21 protein-coding genes and 1 tRNA gene are annotated in these 22,123 nt (G+C 39.1%); 11 read left to right on the forward strand and 11 right to left on the reverse strand.

Annotation, left to right across the window (positions count from 1 at the left end):
* The first annotated feature begins 23 nt into the window (after positions 1-23).
* Positions 24-728 carry a LytTR family DNA-binding domain-containing protein gene (locus A9970_RS05130; protein WP_153848666.1) on the forward strand — a complete coding sequence of 235 codons (705 nt, stop codon included), beginning with the start codon at positions 24-26 and terminating at the stop codon, positions 726-728.
* Here the strand turns inward: A9970_RS05130 and A9970_RS05135 are convergent.
* From A9970_RS05135 to A9970_RS28635, 4 genes are all read right to left on the reverse strand, one after another.
* Positions 698-3,808, reverse strand: coding sequence for a lantibiotic dehydratase (locus A9970_RS05135; RefSeq protein WP_182981556.1), 3,111 nt, complete (start codon positions 3,806-3,808; stop codon positions 698-700). The genes A9970_RS05130 and A9970_RS05135 overlap by 31 nt on opposite strands.
* A 12-nt stretch (positions 3,809-3,820) precedes the next feature.
* Positions 3,821-4,189, reverse strand: coding sequence for a hypothetical protein (locus A9970_RS05140; RefSeq protein WP_075992579.1), 369 nt, complete (start codon positions 4,187-4,189; stop codon positions 3,821-3,823).
* Between the two features lie 87 nt (positions 4,190-4,276).
* A complete protein-coding gene (locus A9970_RS05145; protein WP_153848663.1) occupies positions 4,277-4,420 on the reverse strand; it encodes a hypothetical protein in 144 nt (47 codons plus the stop codon).
* A gap of 144 nt (positions 4,421-4,564) precedes the next feature.
* On the reverse strand, positions 4,565-4,696 hold the full coding sequence (locus tag A9970_RS28635) for a hypothetical protein (protein ID WP_259254939.1): 132 nt from the start codon (positions 4,694-4,696) through the stop codon (positions 4,565-4,567).
* Between the two features lie 174 nt (positions 4,697-4,870).
* On the opposite strand from A9970_RS28635, the gene A9970_RS05150 reads away from it, so the two are divergent.
* From A9970_RS05150 to A9970_RS05160, 3 genes are all read left to right on the forward strand, one after another.
* Positions 4,871-5,131, forward strand: coding sequence for a hypothetical protein (locus A9970_RS05150; protein WP_145330518.1), 261 nt, complete (start codon positions 4,871-4,873; stop codon positions 5,129-5,131).
* A gap of 126 nt (positions 5,132-5,257) precedes the next feature.
* Complete coding sequence (locus A9970_RS05155) at positions 5,258-7,675, forward strand: heavy metal translocating P-type ATPase (RefSeq protein ID WP_182981557.1); 2,418 nt, start codon at positions 5,258-5,260, stop codon at positions 7,673-7,675.
* A 142-nt stretch (positions 7,676-7,817) separates the two neighbouring features.
* Positions 7,818-8,039 (forward strand): cation transporter, encoded by a 222-nt coding sequence (locus A9970_RS05160; protein WP_182981558.1) that lies wholly within the window; start codon positions 7,818-7,820, stop codon positions 8,037-8,039.
* Between the two features lie 155 nt (positions 8,040-8,194).
* On the opposite strand, the gene A9970_RS28885 is transcribed toward A9970_RS05160, so the two are convergent.
* Entirely contained in the window at positions 8,195-9,520 is a 1,326-nt protein-coding gene (locus A9970_RS28885) for a retropepsin-like aspartic protease (RefSeq protein WP_182981559.1), read from the reverse strand.
* 274 nt (positions 9,521-9,794) lie between these two features.
* On the opposite strand from A9970_RS28885, the gene A9970_RS05170 reads away from it, so the two are divergent.
* Both A9970_RS05170 and A9970_RS05175 read left to right on the forward strand, forming a co-directional pair.
* Positions 9,795-10,355 carry a TlpA disulfide reductase family protein gene (locus tag A9970_RS05170; protein WP_259655332.1) on the forward strand — a complete coding sequence of 187 codons (561 nt, stop codon included), beginning with the start codon at positions 9,795-9,797 and terminating at the stop codon, positions 10,353-10,355.
* Positions 10,356-10,449: 94 nt separating this feature from the next.
* The gene (locus A9970_RS05175; protein WP_153848520.1) at positions 10,450-11,343 is read left to right on the forward strand and encodes a cation diffusion facilitator family transporter; all 894 of its coding nucleotides are present in this window, start codon (positions 10,450-10,452) and stop codon (positions 11,341-11,343) included.
* 52 nt (positions 11,344-11,395) lie between these two features.
* Here the strand turns inward: A9970_RS05175 and A9970_RS05180 are convergent, their stop codons facing one another.
* The 3 genes from A9970_RS05180 to A9970_RS05190 all read right to left on the reverse strand — a co-directional run bounded on the left by A9970_RS05180 (position 11,396) and on the right by A9970_RS05190 (position 13,983).
* Positions 11,396-12,424, reverse strand: coding sequence for a Gfo/Idh/MocA family oxidoreductase (locus A9970_RS05180; RefSeq protein ID WP_182981561.1), 1,029 nt, complete (start codon positions 12,422-12,424; stop codon positions 11,396-11,398).
* A gap of 78 nt (positions 12,425-12,502) precedes the next feature.
* Positions 12,503-13,219: a ribose 5-phosphate isomerase A gene (rpiA, locus tag A9970_RS05185; protein ID WP_182981562.1), complete on the reverse strand. Its 717-nt coding sequence runs from the start codon at positions 13,217-13,219 to the stop codon at positions 12,503-12,505.
* An 11-nt stretch (positions 13,220-13,230) separates the two neighbouring features.
* Positions 13,231-13,983 carry a DeoR/GlpR family DNA-binding transcription regulator gene (locus A9970_RS05190; protein WP_182981563.1) on the reverse strand — a complete coding sequence of 251 codons (753 nt, stop codon included), beginning with the start codon at positions 13,981-13,983 and terminating at the stop codon, positions 13,231-13,233.
* A gap of 293 nt (positions 13,984-14,276) precedes the next feature.
* Here A9970_RS05190 and A9970_RS05195 point away from each other — a divergent pair, with 293 nt between their 5' ends.
* Positions 14,277-15,428: a glycoside hydrolase family 130 protein gene (locus A9970_RS05195; RefSeq protein ID WP_182981564.1), complete on the forward strand. Its 1,152-nt coding sequence runs from the start codon at positions 14,277-14,279 to the stop codon at positions 15,426-15,428.
* A 146-nt stretch (positions 15,429-15,574) separates the two neighbouring features.
* Here A9970_RS05195 and A9970_RS05200 read toward each other — a convergent pair.
* From A9970_RS05200 to A9970_RS05210, 3 genes are all read right to left on the reverse strand, one after another.
* Positions 15,575-15,648: transfer RNA gene (locus A9970_RS05200), tRNA-His, on the reverse strand.
* Between the two features lie 247 nt (positions 15,649-15,895).
* On the reverse strand, positions 15,896-17,785 hold the full coding sequence (gene htpG / locus A9970_RS05205) for a molecular chaperone HtpG (protein WP_182981565.1): 1,890 nt from the start codon (positions 17,783-17,785) through the stop codon (positions 15,896-15,898).
* Positions 17,786-17,955: 170 nt separating this feature from the next.
* A complete protein-coding gene (locus A9970_RS05210; protein ID WP_075992590.1) occupies positions 17,956-18,519 on the reverse strand; it encodes a YqgE/AlgH family protein in 564 nt (187 codons plus the stop codon).
* Positions 18,520-18,672: 153 nt separating this feature from the next.
* Here A9970_RS05210 and pdxH point away from each other — a divergent pair, with 153 nt between their 5' ends.
* The 4 genes from pdxH to A9970_RS05230 all read left to right on the forward strand — a co-directional run bounded on the left by pdxH (position 18,673) and on the right by A9970_RS05230 (position 22,121).
* Positions 18,673-19,326, forward strand: a complete 654-nt coding sequence (gene pdxH / locus A9970_RS05215) for a pyridoxamine 5'-phosphate oxidase (protein ID WP_153848513.1) — start codon at positions 18,673-18,675, stop codon at positions 19,324-19,326.
* Positions 19,327-19,328: 2 nt separating this feature from the next.
* Positions 19,329-19,817, forward strand: a complete 489-nt coding sequence (locus A9970_RS05220) for an NADH-quinone oxidoreductase subunit C (protein WP_182981566.1) — start codon at positions 19,329-19,331, stop codon at positions 19,815-19,817.
* A 35-nt stretch (positions 19,818-19,852) separates the two neighbouring features.
* Complete coding sequence (locus A9970_RS05225) at positions 19,853-21,019, forward strand: NADH-quinone oxidoreductase subunit D (protein WP_153848524.1); 1,167 nt, start codon at positions 19,853-19,855, stop codon at positions 21,017-21,019.
* Positions 21,020-21,383: 364 nt separating this feature from the next.
* A complete protein-coding gene (locus A9970_RS05230; protein WP_153848523.1) occupies positions 21,384-22,121 on the forward strand; it encodes a polyprenol monophosphomannose synthase in 738 nt (245 codons plus the stop codon).
* Positions 22,122-22,123: the final 2 nt, after the last annotated feature.

A 22,123-nucleotide genomic window follows, 5' to 3' on the forward strand; every position in this document is an offset into this window, starting at 1 on the left:
AAGCAGCGGGTTGCGAAGTACTTATGAATAGAATTAAAACTATCCTTATTGAAGATGAGCCTATTGCGAGAGGTCGCCTCGAGAAATTAGTTTCCAAGTTAGGCCTGATCGAAATATTGGGTGTATTCGAAAACCCATTGCAAGCAATTGACGTTTTAAGACAGCACGAGGTAGATCTCATTTTATCGGATATAGATATGCCTGAAATGGATGGAATTACCTTTCTCAAAGGACTTGCTCATCCACCATTTGTTGTTTTTATAACTGGGCATTATGAGTATGCGGTCGATGGATTTGAGCTGGATGTGATCGATTATATCTTAAAGCCACTCCTGACGGAAGAGCGCTTGATCAAGGCAATTGAAAAAGTTCAAAAGGCAATTTTGTTTTCTAGAAGGGGCCCACAAGGTGAAAGAAAGGCGATTAAGATAAAGGATCGGAACAAAACTATTTTTATAGATCCGGCGGATATTTTCTATCTAAAAGCCTGGGGCGATTACATTCAAATTTATACGTTAGAAGGTATGCAAACGTTGCTGTCTACCATGAAAGATATGGAAGCAGAACTACCTTGGGATATGTTTGCTCGTATGCATCGGTCCTATATTGTCAATATCAAACAGATCAAGGGTGTTGAGGCAAGTAAAGTCATTCTGAAAAATGGGACAGAACTCGGTATCGGTTTACAATATCGTAATCAACTTTTCGCGAAGATGGGACTTATATAATTTATCGGATTCATACGTTCTTTCTGTTTTCCAATTTGCATTTTATAATAGCCAAGCATAAAGTGGTAAACAGCAAGTTCATGTAGGCGTTGATCGGACATGAACAATCGGTTAATAAACATATGAATGTAGCTTGATAGTAACGATGTTCGGGCCGACTTGAATTCGTCTAGATCGGTATGGCTCCGTAAGGTGTTAAATATGCTGTATTGAAGTGCATTTAGTTTCTTTTTCGATTCTTCTGGGTTGTCTAAAGGTTTGTCGAACCAATCTTTTTTCTCTTTGAACTTCTTGTTGAGATGAATCCAAAGGTTTTTATTATTATCAAATTCTTGCTGATAAAGGGTGTTCATCTGTAGGCAGAAATCTCTTTTTTCGATCAGCGTAAATTTTGCAGCTTCTAATAGCGACTCAATATTTTCGAAAGCCAGGCGCCATCGATCATTGTTTGAAGTACTTTGTTGAATAACCTTCAGTACCGTTTCGCTCTGTTGATAGAATAGCTCCTCACTAAGTTCCATACAAAATGGGGTATAGCGTTCAATCTCCCGTGTATAAGTGTCAAAGGATAGCGTTGATATCTGACCATCTTTAATAAACTGTTCTAATAGGGTATTCAGCGTGGATATAACGGAATAATACTGGCTTGGATCTGAAAGCTCAACTCTAAACCTAATGTGGGGCGATGGATCGTTGTACCGTATAAAAAACCATTTTTTTAGGACATTTTGCTGACTAATTGTCGCTACGATTATGGGGAAAACTTCCTTTAACAAGGTGTCTGCAAAATGTAAACCACAATAGATCTTGGCGTAAAGCCATTCACTGCCCAAAGGGAAGCATCTTTTTAGGTTATTGTCTTGCGGAGCTGATTCATTTGTGAAAGTCTCCTGTTGTGATTCTATTGGAATAATGATTTCGTTGGCAAAAATATGTCCATCTTTATCCCTGGCTACTGATGAATAGTCATTCAGGATATATTCGGTTAATATGGTCTCTCTTTTGCACATATGATTCAATACGATTTCTATGCAAAAAGGATTGTCTAAATTTATCAACAGTTCATTATCGCCGCTGCTGATGATGACCATTGTAGGGATTGCTAACTCCGCTTGTATATTTTTTATGAAAGCCTGAGGGTTACTGGGGTATTTCGCTATTTTTTGAATTCGCCACTGGGCTCTAGACAAGATAATATTTTTGTAGCTTATTCTTGGGAGCCTCGGCTGCTCTTTCATAATCCCCCAATTCCAGGAAAGATCCAACCTATTATTTTGGAACTGAAAATCTGCGAGAAACTTGTAAATATTCATACCCTGTTCAAAATTGTGGGCCGTCGTCAAACGGGGGATAACCATTTTATTGAATTTCTTGGACCACAAGATTAGACGCTGTTCTTTAAGGAACAGGTATAAGTCATTAACATCAATTTGCTCTTGTTCTTCGTCGATTGTTGGGCTTAGGCAAATTGATGCCTTTCGCAGCGCAGGTCTATAAATTATATTACCAGCATTATTGTCTGGGAAATGACAAATCTCGGCAAGTATTGCATTGGGAAACTGCTGCTGCTCTTTGTTGGCCGATTCTTTTAATTTGTTATGCAATTCTTCATCCAAATGTGCAAATCTGGAAATTAAGTTTCCTGATGACGAACCACCAATAGTACCTAGATTGAAGAATAAATTTTCCTGACATGAACTTCTAAGGAGATTGCCGATGGCATAGAATGAAGAAGGGATAGTATGGATTGTTTGTTTACGCTGTTTAGCGATATGATCTAGATCTTTGCCGGTCAGCCGAATTTCGGTGAATTGATTTTTTACACTTTCTACAAATTTTTCAATGACCAGATCTTGATAATGGTGGTCCCCATATTTTTTTTCGCCCGTCGGAGGGATGTTTTTAACTTCCCCGAGTATTTCATCCGTTATATTGTAAACACCTTCTTGACGTCCGTAACCAATCCCAATATCGGGGTCTAGAGCTGTCGTTAGCGGGACCATTCTATCTTCATATTTAACAGAGAACGCAGCTCTAAACTGGTCAAAATCTGTTAACTTAGCCTGGCTGCAAAGTGGTAGTAAATCCTGAAATTGATCTCTTATGTGATTTAATGCGGTATCTGATAAGTTATTTTCGTCCATCCCCATGAGGAGGTCCCCCTGTAACGAATTGGTCATATCGAGGTCTGGAGCTAAAGGCTGCAATAATTTAAGGATGGCGTTTCGGATCTCAATGACAGATTGAGAACTATGAAGCCATTTTTTTACTGTTAATAAAGGATTTAAATAATTTTCCACCTTATCCACTCTTTCAAGCGTGGTTATCAGGCTGTCCAGATAACCTCGGCCAATTACATTGGGCTGTAATTCAGAAGATATGATTCCAAGGCTGATGAGGTTATTGACGAATAGGCTCGCATGCGTTGTTGATGCTCCAAGACCTTGCAGCAGATCGATTAATGATTGATAGTGGCTGGTTCTCTTATTGCGTTCAAAGTATTGGATGACTCGATCCAAAACTGGAGTAAGCCTTATGCGTTTCAGGATATGCTGTCCTTTCTTCCCATTTGCCACTTTTTGATAATATTTGTAATATTTACCATCTAAGTATAAGGTCGGATTGATACGATAATAGAGTTGACTGTAAATTCTTTTGTCTTTTGAAAGCTGTTCAATAATTCCTGTCAAAATGGTGGCATCCAGTTTTAATACAGCTTTATTCGCATTAGCCCTAATTAACGATACCTTTTTTTCGGAGACGGTAAGGTTCCCAAAAGATACCCCTGCGAATAACCCGAAAGGCGTACTTCTGGTGCTCATCCTAATCGCATATTTGAGTAGTGAAGCGATCATTTTTGAGCTGCTCTCTTTCTTATATTCAAGCCATTTTTGAACCTCTACAGAGAAGGCAGGGCTCGCCAAAAATAAGGCTTCTTTTAATTGCTCATCTTGAAACAAATGACGAAGTTTCTCTTCCATTTCATTTATCTCTTTTATCGTTAAAAGATCAACGGCAAATGCAGCTGGAAGTAGCGGCGTGCGCAGAAGAAAATAATCGGATAAGTGGAATAATGACATGAATTAGTAGGACTAGTATTGCATGACTTGTTTTATACAAGACTGAAACATTTCGGGCGAAATTGGTTTTTGCAGCGCAAAATGCTTTCTGTTTTTGATAAATTCCGGATAATGCCAGCGCGACACAGCGGACGTAATGATCAGGATAGGAATATCGGCGATCAATTCAGCAAGTGTATTAATATTGCCGCCGCTAACAATGAGATCGAGGAATAAGATGTCTGCAGATTTTAAATCATGACTAAATAATGCTGGATTTTCAATGTCTTCAACCATCTTTATCAATTGAAGATCTGGAAACATATGAATGTATTCAACTATTTTTTTTGTCGCCAGGGGTTCATCCTCAATGAGAATACATTTAAGCTTGGGTGAAGTCATATACTCTGTTCTTTTTTTATTTAGTAGGCAATAAAGACGATTGCTGTAAAGGCGCCTACCAGAACGCCTTCACAGCATTATCCTCTTTTATATTACTTTTGAAGATGTAACTGTCTTAATAGTTACCAGTTCCATGTCATCAAAATCAAAAAATGAGATCGGTTCGACCACGCAGACAGTTTGTACATCCAATACAAAATCCTCCGCTAAAAAATTTTCAATGTTTTCCATAGTTTACGTTTAAATTGTAAGCAAATGTGCTTTCTACGGAAAAGAACAACGAAAAATATCGACAGAATTGAAAATGAATCGGACGAACTAAAGAATCTATTCGACGAAAAAATAGCGCCTGTTCCTATTTCTGTTCGCAGTGTATTAGACGCTGTTCGAATAGTCTGCCAGATTATAATTAGCATTGAAAGAAGGTCCATCGTATGCTGTTGGAAAATTCGACGAAACAGCATTTGAGTACGATGAAATAGCAGCTACCTCATTGTAGGATTCCATCTGGTTCATTATTTTAGACCTATCTATTTTAGCAGCGAAAAACCATTTTTTTAGCCATTAAAGCCATATAGCGTAAATAGATAAACTAATGAGAGGGCTTGAGGTAAGTCCTTCCAAAAAAGCATCTGCCAAATAAATAGGTGAGTAGTGTGGGCGCGTAAAACAATTGAGAATATGAATTTATCTAATGAAATGCACAGTTTTTTGAAAAGAGAAGGTTTACGGTTATTTAGAAAAAAAGTAAGCTGGCAGACCTCTGCGAAATATCAGATCTATGCAGATGGGAAAACAAAGATTGGTGTCGCATTTGACAGAATTCAAAATTTTATCGATGAAAACACCAATGCATCCGGCTGGAGTGGAATGGAAACGATTAAACTCGAAGAACGCGGTGATTATATTATCTATGGTTTTGTTGAAGAAGTTGAAAGCTAAAGAAGAATTGAGTTCAACCTGTCGTATCGTATTATCGAATAAATATTACAAATCAATTCCCTAATTGTGTAATGATTTCGATGTTATTTGTGGCCAAATTTGTTGTGTAAAATAAAACAATCAGTTATGGCGACAGATATTTATAAAGATACGGTTTATCTACCTTTAGAAGATGTTGAAAGTGAACATTGTGCTTCAATTGTCGAAAAAGGACTAGCTCAGGTCAAAGGCTTGGCGAGCTATCGGGTGGAATTGAATAATCATAGAGCTGTTATCGTACCTAAAGATAGCGAAGCGGTCGTTAGCAGTGTAAAGACGATCAAAGATCTTGGTTATGGTGTTTCTACATTGACCAAGACATTTCCAGTTCTTGGGATGACTTGTGCCTCATGTGCCAGTAGCGCCGAAAGTATGGCGAAATATGAACAAGGGGTTGTTAATGCGTCTGTAAATTTTGCAACCGGAAACCTTACGGTTGAGTATTTGCCTAATATTACGGATCATTTAAAAATCCAGAAAGCAGTCCAGGCTGGTGGCTATGATTTATTAATCGAAGATGAATCTACACAGCAGGAAACTTTGGAGGCTATTCACGCAGCTAAATTTCACAAGCTTAAAATCAAAACACGATGGGCAGTATTGCTATCGCTTCCCGTAGTCGTGATTGGTATGTTCTTTATGGATATGCCGTACGCAAATCCTATTATGTGGCTGTTTTCTACACCTGTAGTTCTTTGGCTAGGCAAGGACTTTTTTGTCAATGCGTGGAAACAAGCGAAACACCGTTCGGCCAATATGGATACACTCGTTGCATTAAGCACTGGAATAGCCTACATATTTAGTGTATTTAATATGCTCTTTGCTGAATTTTGGCATCAACGTGGCTTGCATGCACATGTGTATTTTGAGGCCGCCTCTGTTGTCATTGCTTTTATTTTATTGGGTAAATTGCTGGAGGAAAAGGCTAAAGGTAACACCTCATCTGCCATTAAAAAGCTAATGGGGTTGCAACCCAAGACGGTTATGGTCATTCAATCGGATGGGGTAGAGCGTCAGGTCCCTATAGAAGCCGTTAATACCGGCGATATCATTCTGGTAAAACCAGGGGAGAAGATCGCTGTCGATGGTGTTGTTATCAGTGGAAATTCCTATGTTGACGAAAGTATGTTAAGCGGGGAGCCGGTCCCGGTTTTAAAAACGGGAAATGAGCAGGTATTTGCAGGGACGATCAATCAGAAGGGCAGTTTTCAATTCAAAGCTACAAAAGTTGGCCGGGAAACAATGCTTGCACAGATCATTAAAATGGTACAGGATGCACAGGGAAGTAAGGCTCCTATTCAAAAACTGGTCGATCGAATTGCTGGCGTATTCGTTCCTGTTGTCATTGGTATTGCTATTTTAACTTTTCTACTGTGGTTTACTTTAGGTGGAGAAAACCATCTGGTACAGGGTTTATTGGCGGCAGTAACGGTTTTAGTTATTGCTTGTCCTTGTGCACTAGGTTTAGCAACTCCTACAGCGATCATGGTTGGAGTAGGTAAGGGAGCTGAACAGGGCATTTTAATTAAGGATGCGGAAAGTCTGGAGCTGGCCAAAAAGGTAAGTGCAGTTGTTTTGGATAAAACCGGTACTATTACGGAAGGAAAACCTGTTGTCACTGACGTGTATTGGAAAAATAATGAAGATAATTTGAAAGGTATCCTGTTGAGCTTGGAGAAACAGTCAGAACATCCATTGGCAGAAGCTGTTGTAGGGTATTTTAATGATGTGAAAGTTACTCCAATATCCTTTATCGAAAGTATTACGGGGAAGGGTGTAAAGGGCAGTGAAGGAATCGAAACTTACTACGTAGGGAATCGGAGGTTGTTGGATGAAAATAGAATTACAATTTCGACAGAATTGATGGAACATGCTACTCTATGGGGAAATCAATCGAAAACAGTGATCTGGTTTGCCAATAGTCATACTGCATTAGCTGTAATTGCCATTGCGGACCGGATTAAGGAAACTTCTGTACGCGCTATCAAGGAGATGCAAGCAATGGGAATTGAACTATATATGCTGACTGGTGACAACGAGGCTACAGCCAGGGCCATCGCTGCGGAAACAGGTCTTCAGCATTACAAAGCCGAGGTATTGCCAGAGCACAAAGCCGATTTTGTTAAGGAATTACAGCAAAAGGGGCAGGTGGTCGCTATGGTTGGGGACGGTATTAATGATAGTACAGCCTTAGCAACAGCGGATGTCAGTATTGCAATGGGAAAAGGAAGTGATATTGCAATGGATGTAGCGAAAATGACAATTATTTCTTCTGATTTGACGAAGATACCCCAGGCAATTCGACTTTCGAAACAAACGGTCGCAACGATTAAGCAAAACTTGTTTTGGGCATTTATTTATAATTTAATTGGAATTCCCCTCGCTGCAGGCATTCTGTATCCATTCAATGGTTTCCTTTTAAACCCGATGATAGCTGGAGCTGCAATGGCATTGAGCAGTGTAAGTGTCGTCAGTAATAGCTTGCGGCTTCGTTGGAAAAAATAGCTAACGATGGTTAAGCTGTAGACCGTGTTTTAAACGATAAATATTGTAAAACAAAATAGAAAAACTATAAGTATAGCCAATTGAATTAAAGGGATATTTGTATAGATAATTAAATAGATTAATAACATTAAAATTAAATAACATGGAAAGCAAAGAACTTCAATTCAAAACAAACCTTACTTGCGGGGGATGTGTATCCAAAGTAAGTGCAGATTTGGATAGTGTGAACGGTATCTGTGAATGGAATGTTGACACCACACATGCAGACAAAATTCTGACTGTAAAATCTGAAGGTGTTTCGGAGGAAGAAATAATTGAAATTATCAAAAAGAAGGGTTTTAATGCAGTGACCTACTCCGCATAATTGTTCAACAAATCTATAGAAGCCTCACACCCTAAAAGTTGGACAAAACTTTTAGGGTGTTTTTATGAAGTATAATTATGAGACGAAACTGAGCTCAGTTTTATTAGTGTTAAATTTGGGGTTTACCTTTTATCCATTTTAGTTTTAGATTCCTGTTAATTAAAATGGATAAACATGTCTTTAAAATTAAGTGTCATTTTAGAAAATTGGCGGATAATATCTTGTCCTATATTTCCATACACGGTTTCATTCTTGATCTTCGATTTTAATAGGTTTATCTTTTTAAGAGCGATCGGTTTATCGCCGATATGGAATGTATGTTGTATGACAAAGCCATCATATTCGACGTTACCACCTGCGCCGCCCATGGCGACTTTGGTCGGTATACCATATTTTTCGATATGCTGTTTGTAGGTTTCGTAAAATGGCGCATAAAGGATTGTTTTTTCCGCTCCTGTATCAAAGGTATAGTGCTTTCCATCAATGGCAATAAGGGGTGATAACCCATCTATTGCAAGATTTGAAGCCTTCTTTGCAACTGTAGGTCTCTTAGGTACAATAAAACAATCATCTTGTGTAAGCTGTACTTCTTGCAATGCTTCTATGACTGGGAAGCCTATTATGCCATTGATCTGATAGCCAATTTGTGGGATATAAAGTGCACTGTCTGGGAAAACTAGAAATATAGCATTCGATATATTGATGTTACCAAGTTTTAATTGTTTACAGACTGCTAAATCGGCTTTGATAGCAATACCTGTAATTGCGTCTACATCAATATCTGCACGGATAATATCCATATGAAGTCGTTTGGCCACGGACTCCGAAACTGTCGATAGATTTGCTCCGGTGTCAAATATGAAACTTGCTGTATCGCCGTTAACCTCTACTTTTAGATTCTTCAATCCGGCTTTATCTTTCGTCATTTTAAGACGGGTATCGTCGTTAATTTGTATAAGCTGCGGCTTTACATGATCAAGTGCTGACCAGATTTTTAGATTGTTTCGGAGATCCGCTCTTGTATCTGTTGACAGCATGGGATCGAATTCGAGTAGGATTTTTTGCGTTGTCTGTTTTGCCCCATCGTAATCTTTCAGTTTGACAAAATTATCTTCCTGAATACGTCGTATTTTTAGTCGCAGTGTGTCAGGCAATTCTTCTGTTGCTGTGTTCAGCAATGCGATTTTTTTGTTTGAAGTGATAGGGCTGTTAAAGGCATTATCGAGTATTGCCAAAATAAAAAGTTGCTCATGGGCGTTTAAGAAAGTTTTATTTACCTTAAATAGGTTGCGGGCGGTGAAGAAATCTTTTGATGCTATTAGCTGATATAGCTTGTTGAATTTAGTTGAGGTGGCTTGCCCGAAATTAAGCTGGGGGGTGATGAATAACAGGAAATATGTTAACAAGTATTTTTTGAAATGATTTGCTGGGAGATTCATGATGTAGTCAATAAATTGTCTTTTGATCAACGATATGTTCACTCTTTTAAATGTAGTAAAAGTTCTTGTTATTTTTTTAATTTTATTATTGCTTATTTTATTATTGATCAATGGTTTATGTTGTGGAGTTGTGTGCCATACTTGTGGTGTTGGATAATTAAGGTTAAATTAGCTAATGTTTTGAGAAATTTCTCCCAGAAGGATTGGATTGACGAGATCTCCGAATTCGGATTTAATTTTTTAGCCCTTACTTTAAGAGAACGATTAGTGAACAGGGATTTATTTTTAATAGAATAATTTAATGAAACAAAAGACGATGAATATTAGGTTTAATAGCCGGGTTATTTTTTTTGGTCTTACGGCTTTATCGACCAGTTTGTTTTTTAGCTGTGGAAACACAGGAACTAAAAGTGAGACCAAGGTCGAAAAGGTGGAGGAACCTGCTGCAGCTACTGCCCCCACAACGCAGGAGCTATCTTTTAAGGATAAAGAGGGGAAGGTTCTCCAACTAAGTGCTTTAAAAGGTAAGGTCGTATTTATCAATTTCTGGGCGACCTGGTGTCCTCCTTGTATTCATGAACTACCTTCTATTGACCAGCTTAGGCAATCGCTTAAAGATAATAAGGATATCGTTTTCCTCATGGTGGATGTTGATGGCGACATGGAGAAGTCTTCAGCATTCATGGCGGAAAACAAGTATGATCTGCCCCTTTATATAGCAGAGGGTGACATTCCTGCAGAATTCTTAGGGCAGTCCATCCCGACAACGGTGATCTTGGATAAAACTGGAAAGATCGTCGAGCGTTTGGAAGGAAGCCGTGACTATGGAACTCCTGAAATAAAAAAAGCATTGCAGGATATCGCGAGCGGCAGTTAAAGATCCATCGTTGTAATCGTTATTTTCTATGGATGGAGAATAGAATTTGAAGAGAAAAAACAGTATTTTCGCGGTGTCAAGTTAATTTACAGCTATGTCCGAACTTCAAGAGCAGACTGCAGTCAGAACGACTTATTTTAGTATTGTAGGCAATGCATTACTAGCATTGTTAAAATGGCTAGCTGGTTTCTTTGGAAACTCCTATGCCTTGATTGCGGATGCAATTGAGTCAACAGCGGACATATTCTCTTCATTTTTAGTGCTTCTAGGTTTAAAATATGCGCAACGACCTGCCGACGACAATCACCCGTATGGTCATGGTCGGGTAGAACCCCTCATTACATTTATTGTCGTTGGTTTTCTCATCGTTTCTGCAACCATAATTGCTTATGAAAGTATTGAGAATATAGGAACGCCACATGACCTGCCAAAGCCTTGGACCCTATTTGTTCTTGGCGGGATCATTGTATGGAAAGAAATTTCTTATAGGATCGTTATGAAGAAAAGTAAAGAAACAAATAGTTCTTCACTTCGTGCAGACGCTTGGCACCATCGAAGCGATGCGATAACGTCAGTTGCAGCATTCATTGGGATATCTATTGCATTGTTGCTCGGAAAAGGATATGAAAATGCGGATGACTATGCGGCATTATTTGCTGCTGGATTTATACTGTATAACTGTTATCATATTTTCAGACCGGCGCTTGGCGAGATAATGGATGAAAATGTATACGATGAGGTCATTGATAATATCCGGGAAGAAGCATTAAAGGTAGATGGGATAAAAGCCACAGAAAAATGTTTTGTCCGCAAATCGGGGGCTAAATATCATGTCGATCTGCACGCTATTGTTGATAGTGAAATTACCGTAAGGGAAGGGCATGAGCTGGCGCATAAACTCAAAGACCATTTGGTTGCGCATATTCCTGATCTCGGTCATGTGATGATCCATATTGAACCGAACGAATGTCTTTGGGAAGCAAATTGAAATGGCAGCACATGTTACTTTGAACCGTGCCACCATTTGATTTTTTAGAACCTTAGGTGTTTTCAGCTTCAAGCAATTCGATCTGCCATTTAATCTGATCCGCTTTAATAGGGTAATCGACATTATTTCTTAAGCTTTCATAAATGGCTTCAAACAGCTGATTGTAATCTCCTTTATGTGGCGTTACTAAAGACTCATGTTTTTGATTTGATGCGTCTATCGTAACAAGTTTCCCCTCGAGGCCGGCTGGCTCAAGGCCATAAGATGGATTGTCAGGTAACATACCATCTAGCAATTGCTGTTCTTGCACATCCGTCATATTCTTGATAAAACTCCCTTTTGTACCATGCAAAACAAAGGCGGGCTGCGGAGAAGCGACAAGTAGACTGCCTGTTAAATATACGTTCAGTCCAGCTGGATAATAAAGATGATAGTGAAAATAATCTGCAACTTTAGAATCCGGCCTGTTAATGGATGTTGTTTTGGTAGATTTAACCGGCTTTCCAAAAAGTGAGATTGCCTGATCAATAAGGTGAGGGCCTAGGTCATAAGTAATGCCATTGGAAATATATTGCGTATCTTCCTTAAAGTATTTTTGCCCCAATTCCATTTTATAGCGATCAAATCTGAAATGCACTTCAATCAGCTTTCCTAATTCTCCGCTGTCGATTACCTTTTTAATGTCTAAAAAGTGACCATCATACCGTCTGTTTTGATAGAAAAATAATTGTTTACCTTGTTTTTTGCTGATGGCAAGAAGAGTATCGAATTGTGTAGCGTCATCAACGGCGGGTTTTTCTATCAATACATGTTTTCCTGCTTCTAGAGCCTCTTTGGCATATTGGAAATGTGTATAGTTTGGTGTATTCACAATGACCAGTTCGATGCTTTCATCCGCTAGTAATTCAGCGATGCTATTATAGCTTTTTATTGCCGGATAAAATTCATGTGCTGCTTTTTTCGACCGTTCTACAACAGCGCTGAGATTGAAATGTGGATTGGTATGTATAAATGGTGCGTGAAAAACACGTCCTGACATGCCAAAACTCAGTATTCCTGTGTTAATTTGAGTGTGTTTCATGTTGATTTAAATTACTTTAGCGTTGTCTTGTTAGTTGTTAGACTTCAATATAAACTTTAATGCTACTGCGTGATATTCTTATTCCGTGTTTGATTCTCCAATGCGGTTTGCATATAAATGTGTTACGCCATCTTCTGTTGCCAAAAGACATACCGAACACAGCTGATAAAAAAGTGAATGTTCTACAACCCCTGTAATGAGTTTGATTTGTTTATTCAAATCAAAAATATCGGGCAGTTTAGAAAAATAAATGTCTGCCAGGAAATTACCTCTCTCAGAAAGGAGAGGACCCGATTTTTGTCCAGATTTTCGTAATACAATGTCGGATATCGTTGTAGAATAACTTGATTTTAGTTTTTTAAGTACCGATAGCCAAGCTTCGGGTATAATTTCAACACATAGTGGGTACTTTGTGCTAAGTTTTTCGACCATCTTTGAGCCATCGACCAAGAGAATAAACTGCTGTGCCATATTCGCCATAATCTTCTCACCGGTGTGTACGCCGCCGCCACTTTTGAATGCATTTAAATGAATGTCCACCTGATCACAGCTGTCAAAATAATAGTCCAGGGTTGTTAGGATACTGTTATCAACACAAATAAGTCCATGCTCTTGGAGCAGCATTTTGGTTTCCAAAGAAGGCGATGTAAATTTTAAGCGGGATCTAAAGCTGATACTACTGGCGATTAATTCGATGAAATAAGCTATTGTTGATCCAACACCTAATCCAATGAGCTGATCGGGTTCTAATAGTTGAAGAGCAGCTTTGGCAGCTTCCTGTTTGAGATTGTTCATAAACGGTAAACTTATAAGATTGTAATACCTTGTGCGGTATAAGGCTGTAAAATGCGGTCAAAAGGATCCTTTTCTGTAATTAAATAACTGATATCAGAGACGGGGCATGTTAGGAAAGAAGCCAAGGTATCCAGCTTATTGCTTGTTGTGGCAGCAACAATGTTCATTGAATTTTTACATAGTACTCTTTTGACATCTGCTTCTTCGTGTGTTCTTGATGTAAGTCCGCGGTAGAGATCCAGGCTACATACACCTATGAAGCTGATATCCGCGTATATTTTTTCAAATGTAGCGATGGTTTGCTGTCCTTGCATAGTAAGTGATGATTTGCAGAAAGTGCCACCAGCAAAAATCAAGGTGATGTTTGGGAAGTTGGCAAGTATATTGGCTATTGGGAGGCTATGTGTGACAACAGTAAGGGTTAGGCTATCGGGAATATTTCCAGCAATTGTCTGTGTTGTTGTGCCACCATCCAAAAAGACGACTTGATGATTTTTCAATAGTGTGATCGATTTTTCTGCTATGGATTGTTTCTCCATAACATCAAGGTTGTTTCGGTCGTATATGTCGAATGGCATGTTTGACCGTAGCGTGGCGCCACCCCGAATAGCACGAAGCAAGCCTGCGTCGGATAACTCTTTAAGATCACGTCGGACGGTATGTTCAGAGACACCAAGTTCGGCCGCTAAGTCTGTCATCGCTAATTTTCTTTCCTTTTTGATTTTAACTAATATGAAATCGTGGCGTTCTTCTTTGGATATCATGCTATAAATATAATGGTTTTGTGCTATATGTTGCAATATTTAGCCTTGTATTTGTTGTTATATTGCAATATATTGCAATATAATGAGTTGTTTATCGATAAATTGTTTATTAGTTTTTTTGGATGGCTTCCAATTCAATTTTTGATAAACTTGTTTTTGTGGCATTTATCTCTTTCAAATAACGTTATATTTGTGAATGATCGGGGGGGATATTCGCTCACCTTTCTGTTGTAACCAATTCTAATTTTCGCCTTTACAGGTTTGCATCTTAAGCATGGGAGATCAAATAAAACATGAAAGTTATCGTTAAAATTGCAGGTTCTATTGTGTTCGTCTTTTTATGTGGCTGTAACGTACAGCCTGGCGGAAAGCTTAAGAAAGAACAATGGGTATTAGGAGGCTTTGAGCGGCCCAAAGGTATCAATCCAATTATTGAGCCTGATACGAGTTCGGTATTTTATGATCCAATTCTGAAGAAGGAGATTCGATGGGAGGACAACGACACTTTTAATCCTGCTGCAGTGGTAAGGGGAGATAGTGTTTATGTCATTTATCGTGCAGAAGATCGGACAGGGAAGGCTATTGGCCACCGGACCTCCCGACTGGGATTAGCAGCTAGTGCTGATGGTATTCATTTTGAACGACTGAAAACACCGGTATTCTATCCAGCTCCCGATGAGCAGCAGGATAACGAGTGGCCGGGTGGAACGGAAGATCCCCGCTTAGCACAGACGGAGGACGGGCGTTTTGTACTATTTTATACCCAATGGAATCGAAAGGTGCCACGCTTAGGTTTAGCAATATCCACTGATCTGCAACACTGGACTAAGTATGGTCCCATTTTTAGAAAGTCGAAAAACAGGCCCACTCTTGTTGATGAACCGCATAAATCAGCTTCTATTGTGACAGTAATGAAAGGTAACAGACAAGTCATAGCTAAAATCAATGGGAAATATTGGTTGTACTGGGGGGAACATGGTGTGTATGGCGCCACATCTGATAATTTGATTGACTGGGAGCCCGTAACAGATAAAAAGGGGGCATTGATCGCCTTTATTTCGCCAAGGGATGGCTATTTTGATAGTTCATTGACTGAGTGCGGTCCCCCGGCAGTTTTGACTGATAAAGGAATTGTATTGCTGTACAATGGTAAGAATCATGCTGAAAAAGGAGATAAGCGTTTTAATAAAAATACTTATTCCGCTGGGCAGGTTTTATTTGATTCACGAGATCCGACAAGCGTATTGGCTCGAATGGATGTTCCGTTTTTGCGTCCCATGGAATCATTCGAAAAAAGTGGGCAATATATCGATGGTACGGTTTTTATTGAAGGATTGGTCTTTTTTAAACAAAAATGGTTTTTATATTATGGCTGTGCTGACTCCAGAGTTGCTGTGGGCATTTATGACCCAGGAAATCCTGCCGTCATGGATCCCTTACCCTAATCGGTGCAAATCTGTTTGTATAGCATGAAAACAGTATTGAGTTTGAATTTTATATTAATTAAAGATTGATAGAGCAGTTTTGAAGGGAGACTGTATTGGTTAAATACGCAAAATTAAAAAAGGCAGATCATTTGATCTGCCTTTTGGGTAAGTAATCGGGTTCGAACCGACGACCCCTAGAACCACAATCTAGTGCTCTAACCAACTGAGCTATACCTACCGTGATTTTGATGATACAAAAGTACGATTAAACCCTATTCCCTCCAAATATTTGATTGAAAAAAAACAGCGTTTAATGCCAACTAGGTGAAGATTAGTTTATTAAATTTTAATAAAAAACATCGATACGGTTACGTTTCGATGTTGATATGCATTTCGCTTGTCTAAATTTGTCATTTGCTTCCGATCTTTAACAAAAAATGCGGTTCCTGCCATAGAAACCGCATTTTTTGTTAAAAGAAATATGATTAGATCATTTCTACACTTCTCTTCACGAAAGATGTTAGATCTGCTCCTGATAATAAACCTCTGGATAAGAGCGCTAAATCAAAAGCTTGTTTTGCTAGCTTTGAACCTTCTTCGTCCGATGACGATAAGATTCTTTTGATCAGCGGATGGTTCCCGTTGACAGTAACCTTATAATTATCGGGCAATGAACCATAAAAATTCATACCACCGCCTGTCTTGGCCATATCTTTCATTCGGCGCATAAATTCATCAATTGTTACCGACACAGGCAAATCGCCTTCATTTAACGCATCAACTTCAACTTTCATATCTTGACGGGAGATTGCTTTTTCAAAGACCGCTAACGCTTTTTTAGATTCTTCTTCCGAAAGGGCAAGTTCGACCTTTTCGTCTTTTTGGATCAATTTATCGATAACGTCAGCATCTACACGCTTCAGCTGTACCTTTTCACCGCCTTTTTGCTCCAAATAAGCTGCAAAGTGCGTATCCAGTGGTCCATCGAGCATCAAAACATCATACCCCTTATTTAATGCAGTTTGGATAAAGCCATCTTGTTGAGCAGCATCATGTGTGTATAAGTAAACAATGTTTCCATCTTTATCTACCTGAATATCTTTGACCTTTTCGTAATACTCCTTAATGGTGAAACTTTGGTTGCCTGTGTTTTTTACTAAACAGAAGTCATTTGCTTTTTCAGCAAATTTCTCATCGCTTAGCATACCGTATTTGATAAATAAACCGATATCTGTCCATTTCTCTTCAAATCCCTTACGATCAGTCTTAAATATTTCGTTCAATTTGTCGGCCACCTTTTTGGTGATATAACTGTTGATTTTTTTAACGTTACTGTCTGCCTGCAAAAACGAACGGGATACGTTTAATGGAATATCCGGCGAATCAATTACCCCATGAAGTAACATCAAGAATTCCGGAACAATATCTTTCACCTCGTCGGTGATGAACACTTGTCTAGAATAGAGCTTGATTTTATTGCGTTGGATCTCCAGTTCATTTTTAACTTTAGGGAAGTAGAGGATACCTGTTAGGTTGAATGGGTAATCTACATTGAGGTGAATCCAAAACAACGGTTCATCCATAGAGTAGGGATAGAGTTCGCGGTAGAAGGCTAGATAATCTTCGTCTTTTAATTCAGACGGCGATTTAGTCCAGGCCGGATTGGTATTGTTGATGATATTATCTACCTCTACAGATTTGTATTTTGGTTTTCCTTCTTCGTCTTCACCATCTGGTTCAGAATTCGTTTTGGTACCAAAACGAATTGAAACAGGAAGAAATTTAGCATACTTATCTAAAATATCCTGTAAGCGTGCCTGGCTTAAAAATTCAGTTGATTCTTCGTTAATATGCAAGATGACATCTGTTCCACGGGTGGTTCTTATACCTGTAGAAATTTCGTAAGATGTACTACCATCGCAAGTCCAATGAGCAGGTTCTGCTCCATCCTGATAAGATAAGGATTGGATTTCTACCATATCGGCTACCATAAATGCAGAATAGAAGCCTAAACCAAAGCGGCCAATGATTTCATTTGCATCATTTGCTTCTTTGAATTTTTCCATGAACTCTGTTGCTCCTGAGAAAGCGATCTGGTTGATGTATTTTTTTATCTCATCTGCAGTCATACCAATACCATTGTCAGAAATAGTGATGGTCTTGGCAGCTTCATCAAATTTTACGTCTACAATCAATTCACCTGTTTCACCTTGGTATTGACCCAAAGATGCCAGGCGTTTGATTTTTTGAGAAGCATCAACTGCATTAGATACCAGTTCACGCAAGAAAATTTCATTATCAGAATATAAGAACTTTTTGATTACGGGAAATATGTTCTCCGTGTGAATTGAAATACTACCTTTTTCTGGATTCATAATTTGTATGTCGCTATTTTTAATTTTATGATTTGTTTAAAACATACAATCAGTGTTCCAAATCGGCTTTATAGGACATGATGGCAGTAAACAGCCTATTTTGTCATAGGCACATTCGTTGAATTTACGGGCTCTTCAAGTAAACTGCCAGCGAGCGCAAGTCCCTAATATTAATTTAGGCCTGGGCTCTGTGGGAAATTGGCTACATGTGCATATTTGGGGCCAAGTCCAATAATGGCATCCTTCCACAACAATTCACCGTTACCTTCAAAAATGAGCTGATGGTGGTATTTGTTTTGTACAGCCCAGCTATTTTCTTTTATTTCGCCGTCTAATTGACCGGCAGACCATCCAGAATATCCGATAAAGAATTTTAATTCGTCAGGTTTTATGCTATCCGTTTGTATGGCTTCGATAAGCTTCTCTTCATCGCCTCCAAAATAGATTCCAGGAGCCACTTCTTCGCCGCTCAACAGTAAATCAAAACGGCTATGGACAAAAAAAAGGCTTTCCTGAGCAACAGGGCCGCCGACGTAGATCGGGAAATTGCAATCCGGTATAGATTCCAATAATTGGCCTATGCGAACATTGGTTTGATTATTTAGAACAAATCCGAGTGAACCTTCCGTATTGTACTCACATAACAATATCACAGATCTGAGGAATCTGGGGTCTAGCATAAAAGGCTCGGAAATCAATAAACTTCCTTTTTGTGGGTCTAGTTCGGTAAACATATAGCGCGAATTTTAATTATTTATTGAATTTAATCTTTTTTATTTAATCTATGCGAGATTTGTGCCAAAATTAGGGTTTTGTCAATTTCTACTAACTTTATAGAGAAAAAGCAATGATTTTAGTAAGTTTGTAGGATATAAAAACAGGTTTCTATGTCCATTCAACATAAAGATATTGCAGCAATCAGACAGGATTACGTATTAGGTAGCCTATCTGAATCGGATGTGGATCATGATCCAGTCCACCAGTTTAAAAAATGGTTTGACGAGGCTATTCACAGCGAGGTAATCGAGCCCAATGCCATGGTACTTTCAACGGTGTCTTCCCATCAATTGCCGTCCTCGCGAGTTGTTTTATTGAAGGACATCATAGCAGAAGGACTGGTCTTTTTTACAAACTATGAAAGCCGTAAAGGGGAAGACATGAAAGCTAATCCGCATGTTGCCTTGTTGTTTTTTTGGCCTGAATTACAAAGACAGGTCCGGATCGAAGGTGTTATTGATTTTGTGAGTGAGACCGATTCGGATGAATATTTTCAATCGCGGCCAAAAGCAAGCCGTATCGGTGCGTTAGCATCCCCGCAGAGTCACGAAATCCCTAACCGCAGTTTTTTGGAAAACAGGGTAGAGGAACTCGAGAACCAATATATTGGAAACGATTCTGTACCGAGACCACCACATTGGGGTGGCTATCTATTGAAACCGATTTATTTCGAGTTTTGGCAAGGGCGTGCAAGTCGGCTACATGATCGTATGGTCTATAAAAAAGTGTCAGATTCCTGGAAGATTACACGCATAGCTCCATAAATATGACATTTGACGAAATTAAATCGATGCTTGCTTCCAAATTTGGAACTCAAATTATTCTTAAAGAAGATCGGAATGGGCTGCAGCCAGCACTTTTTATTGATAAAGCAGATCTTGTCGCCGTTTGTTTATTTCTGAGGGATACAGAAGGCTTGTACTTTGATTTTTTAAGCAACCTAACTGCAGTGGATTATCAAACGCATTTTGCCATTGTTTACCATCTAAATTCCTTGCCTTATCAACACGGTTTGGTCTTAAAAGTTGAGTTGGCTGGTAATCGTTCGCTGAATGAACTACCTGAGATTCCTTCGCTTACTTCGGTGTGGCGCACTGCAGACTGGCATGAGCGCGAAGCATTTGACCTTATGGGGATATATTTTGAGGGACATCCGGACCTGAGAAGGATTTTGCTGCCTGACGATTGGGAAGGCTATCCTTTACGGAAGGATTATGAGGAAGCAGAAAAATATCATGGCATTCATATTAATTGATAAAAATGGCGAATCCAAAATATAAAGAGGCATTAATGCGCTATGAAAAACACCTCACAGAGATCTCAAGCCAGGAAATGGTGTTGAATATGGGACCTCAGCATCCTTCGACGCATGGTGTACTTCGGTTACAACTGATTACAGACGGAGAGATCGTGAAAGAGGTTGTTCCACACTTGGGTTATCTGCATCGTTGTTTTGATAAGCATGCTGAATCGTTGAATTATGCAAAAACAATTCCATTTACTGATCGCCTGGACTATCTGGCCTCGATGAACAATAGCCATGCTTTCGTAATGGGGGTTGAACGTATGCTTGGACTCGACAGTAAAATACCTAAGAGAATAGAGTACATTCGGGTTTTGGTCTGTGAGCTCAACCGGATAGCATCCCATCTTATAGCTATTGGTACATATGGTATTGATATCGGCGCAACAACGCCATTTCTGTGGTGTTTTAGGGATCGTGAACATATCATGAATATGTTGGAATGGGCCTCAGGTTCCCGGATGTTGTACAACTATATCTGGGTAGGAGGTTTATTTTATGATTTACCCGTTGGCTTTGAAGAGCGTTGTACGGAATTTATTGCCTATTTCAAGCCTAAATTGGTCGAACTTGATGAGATATTGACACAGAATCAAATATTTATTTCCCGTACAGCTAAAATAGGTGTACTTCCTGCTGATGTTGCCATAAATTATGGTGTATCGGGGCCTATGCTGCGTGCTTCGGGGATAAAATGGGATTTGAGAAGAATAGATGGCTATTCTGTTTACCCAGAAATTGATTTTGAGATACCTGTGGGAAAAGGTGAAATGGGGACACTTGGTGATTGCTGGGATCGTTATAAAGTTAGAGTAGATGAGGTCAAGGAATCTGTTCGCATTGTTGAGCAATGCCTTGAGCGATTACAGAAAGACTTTATACGCACAGCCGAATTTGATCCGCGAGCTTTGGTTCCGAAGAAAGTGAATTTGAAAGCGCAGGACTACTACGTCCGTGCTGAAAATCCGAAAGGAGAATTAGGGTTCTACTTTGTCACAAAAGATAAATCAGATATTCCATTACGTGTAAAATCAAGGGGGCCAAGTTTTAATAACCTTTCGGTGATTTCAGAACTCGGAAAAGGGGTGCTGATCGCTGATTTGATAGCGATCCTTGGGTCGATTGATATCGTTTTGGGGGAGGTGGATCGTTAGATTGCGGTAGTATGCATGTTTTATAAACGATTTAGCAAAATAAAATAGAGATTGTATTGAAAATGTTGCATGAAAACGCAAATAAATTTGTAAATGAAAGCAATTTTCACCATATTTGCAGTCTCATAATTTAAGTTTATAATTGGTTAATGAAAGCTCGTTACTCCCAAAGTAGCGGGCTTCTCTTTTTTATAGGGAGTAACTTATTGATGCCGCTTATTTATGATGCCGGTGTGTTGGTTTGAGCTTGAAGGGTTTACTGTCTTTTCTCCCGAGTATTGTGGATTATCCTGTAGATTTCATCGAATTCCTGTATTAGAATTTAACGTAAATGATTACCTTTACTGGTCTTAAATATAAAAAAGTGACGGATAGTTTAGTTATCATTCCAACATATAATGAAAAGGAAAATATTGAAAAAATCATTCGCAAAGTTTTTTCCTTATCACACGCATTTGATATTTTAATTGTAGATGATGGTTCTCCCGATGGGACGGCTACAATCATCAAGAATTTACAGGTTAATGAATTTACAGGCCGTTTGTTTATCGAAGAGCGAACCGGGAAGCTGGGTTTAGGAACGGCATATATCCATGGATTTAAATGGGCACTATCCCGCGAACATTACCAATATATTTTCGAAATGGATGCTGATTTCAGCCACAATCCAGAGGATCTGCTTCGCTTACGGCAGGCTTGTGTGGACGGCGCAGACATGAGCATAGGTTCGCGTTATATCAAGGGCGTGAATGTTGTCAATTGGCCGATGAGCCGTGTGCTGATGTCCTATTTCGCTTCGGTATATGTTCGTTTTATAACTGGAATAAATATCCAGGATGCTACTGCGGGATTTGTTTGTTTCTCCAGGGAAGTCCTCAAGACAATCCCACTCGAAAAGATTAAGTTTGTAGGCTATGCTTTTCAGATTGAGATGAAATTCACTGCCATAAAATATGGCTTTAATGTGGTTGAAGTACCCATTATATTCACAGACCGGACCGAAGGTACATCAAAGATGAGCACAAGTATCTTTAAGGAAGCTTTTTTTGGAGTTATCCAATTGAAATTAGGAAGTATCGGAAAGCGCTACAAGAGAAATTAAAT

The organism is Sphingobacterium sp. UME9 (assembly GCF_014170215.1).
Classification (GTDB): domain Bacteria; phylum Bacteroidota; class Bacteroidia; order Sphingobacteriales; family Sphingobacteriaceae; genus Sphingobacterium; species Sphingobacterium paramultivorum.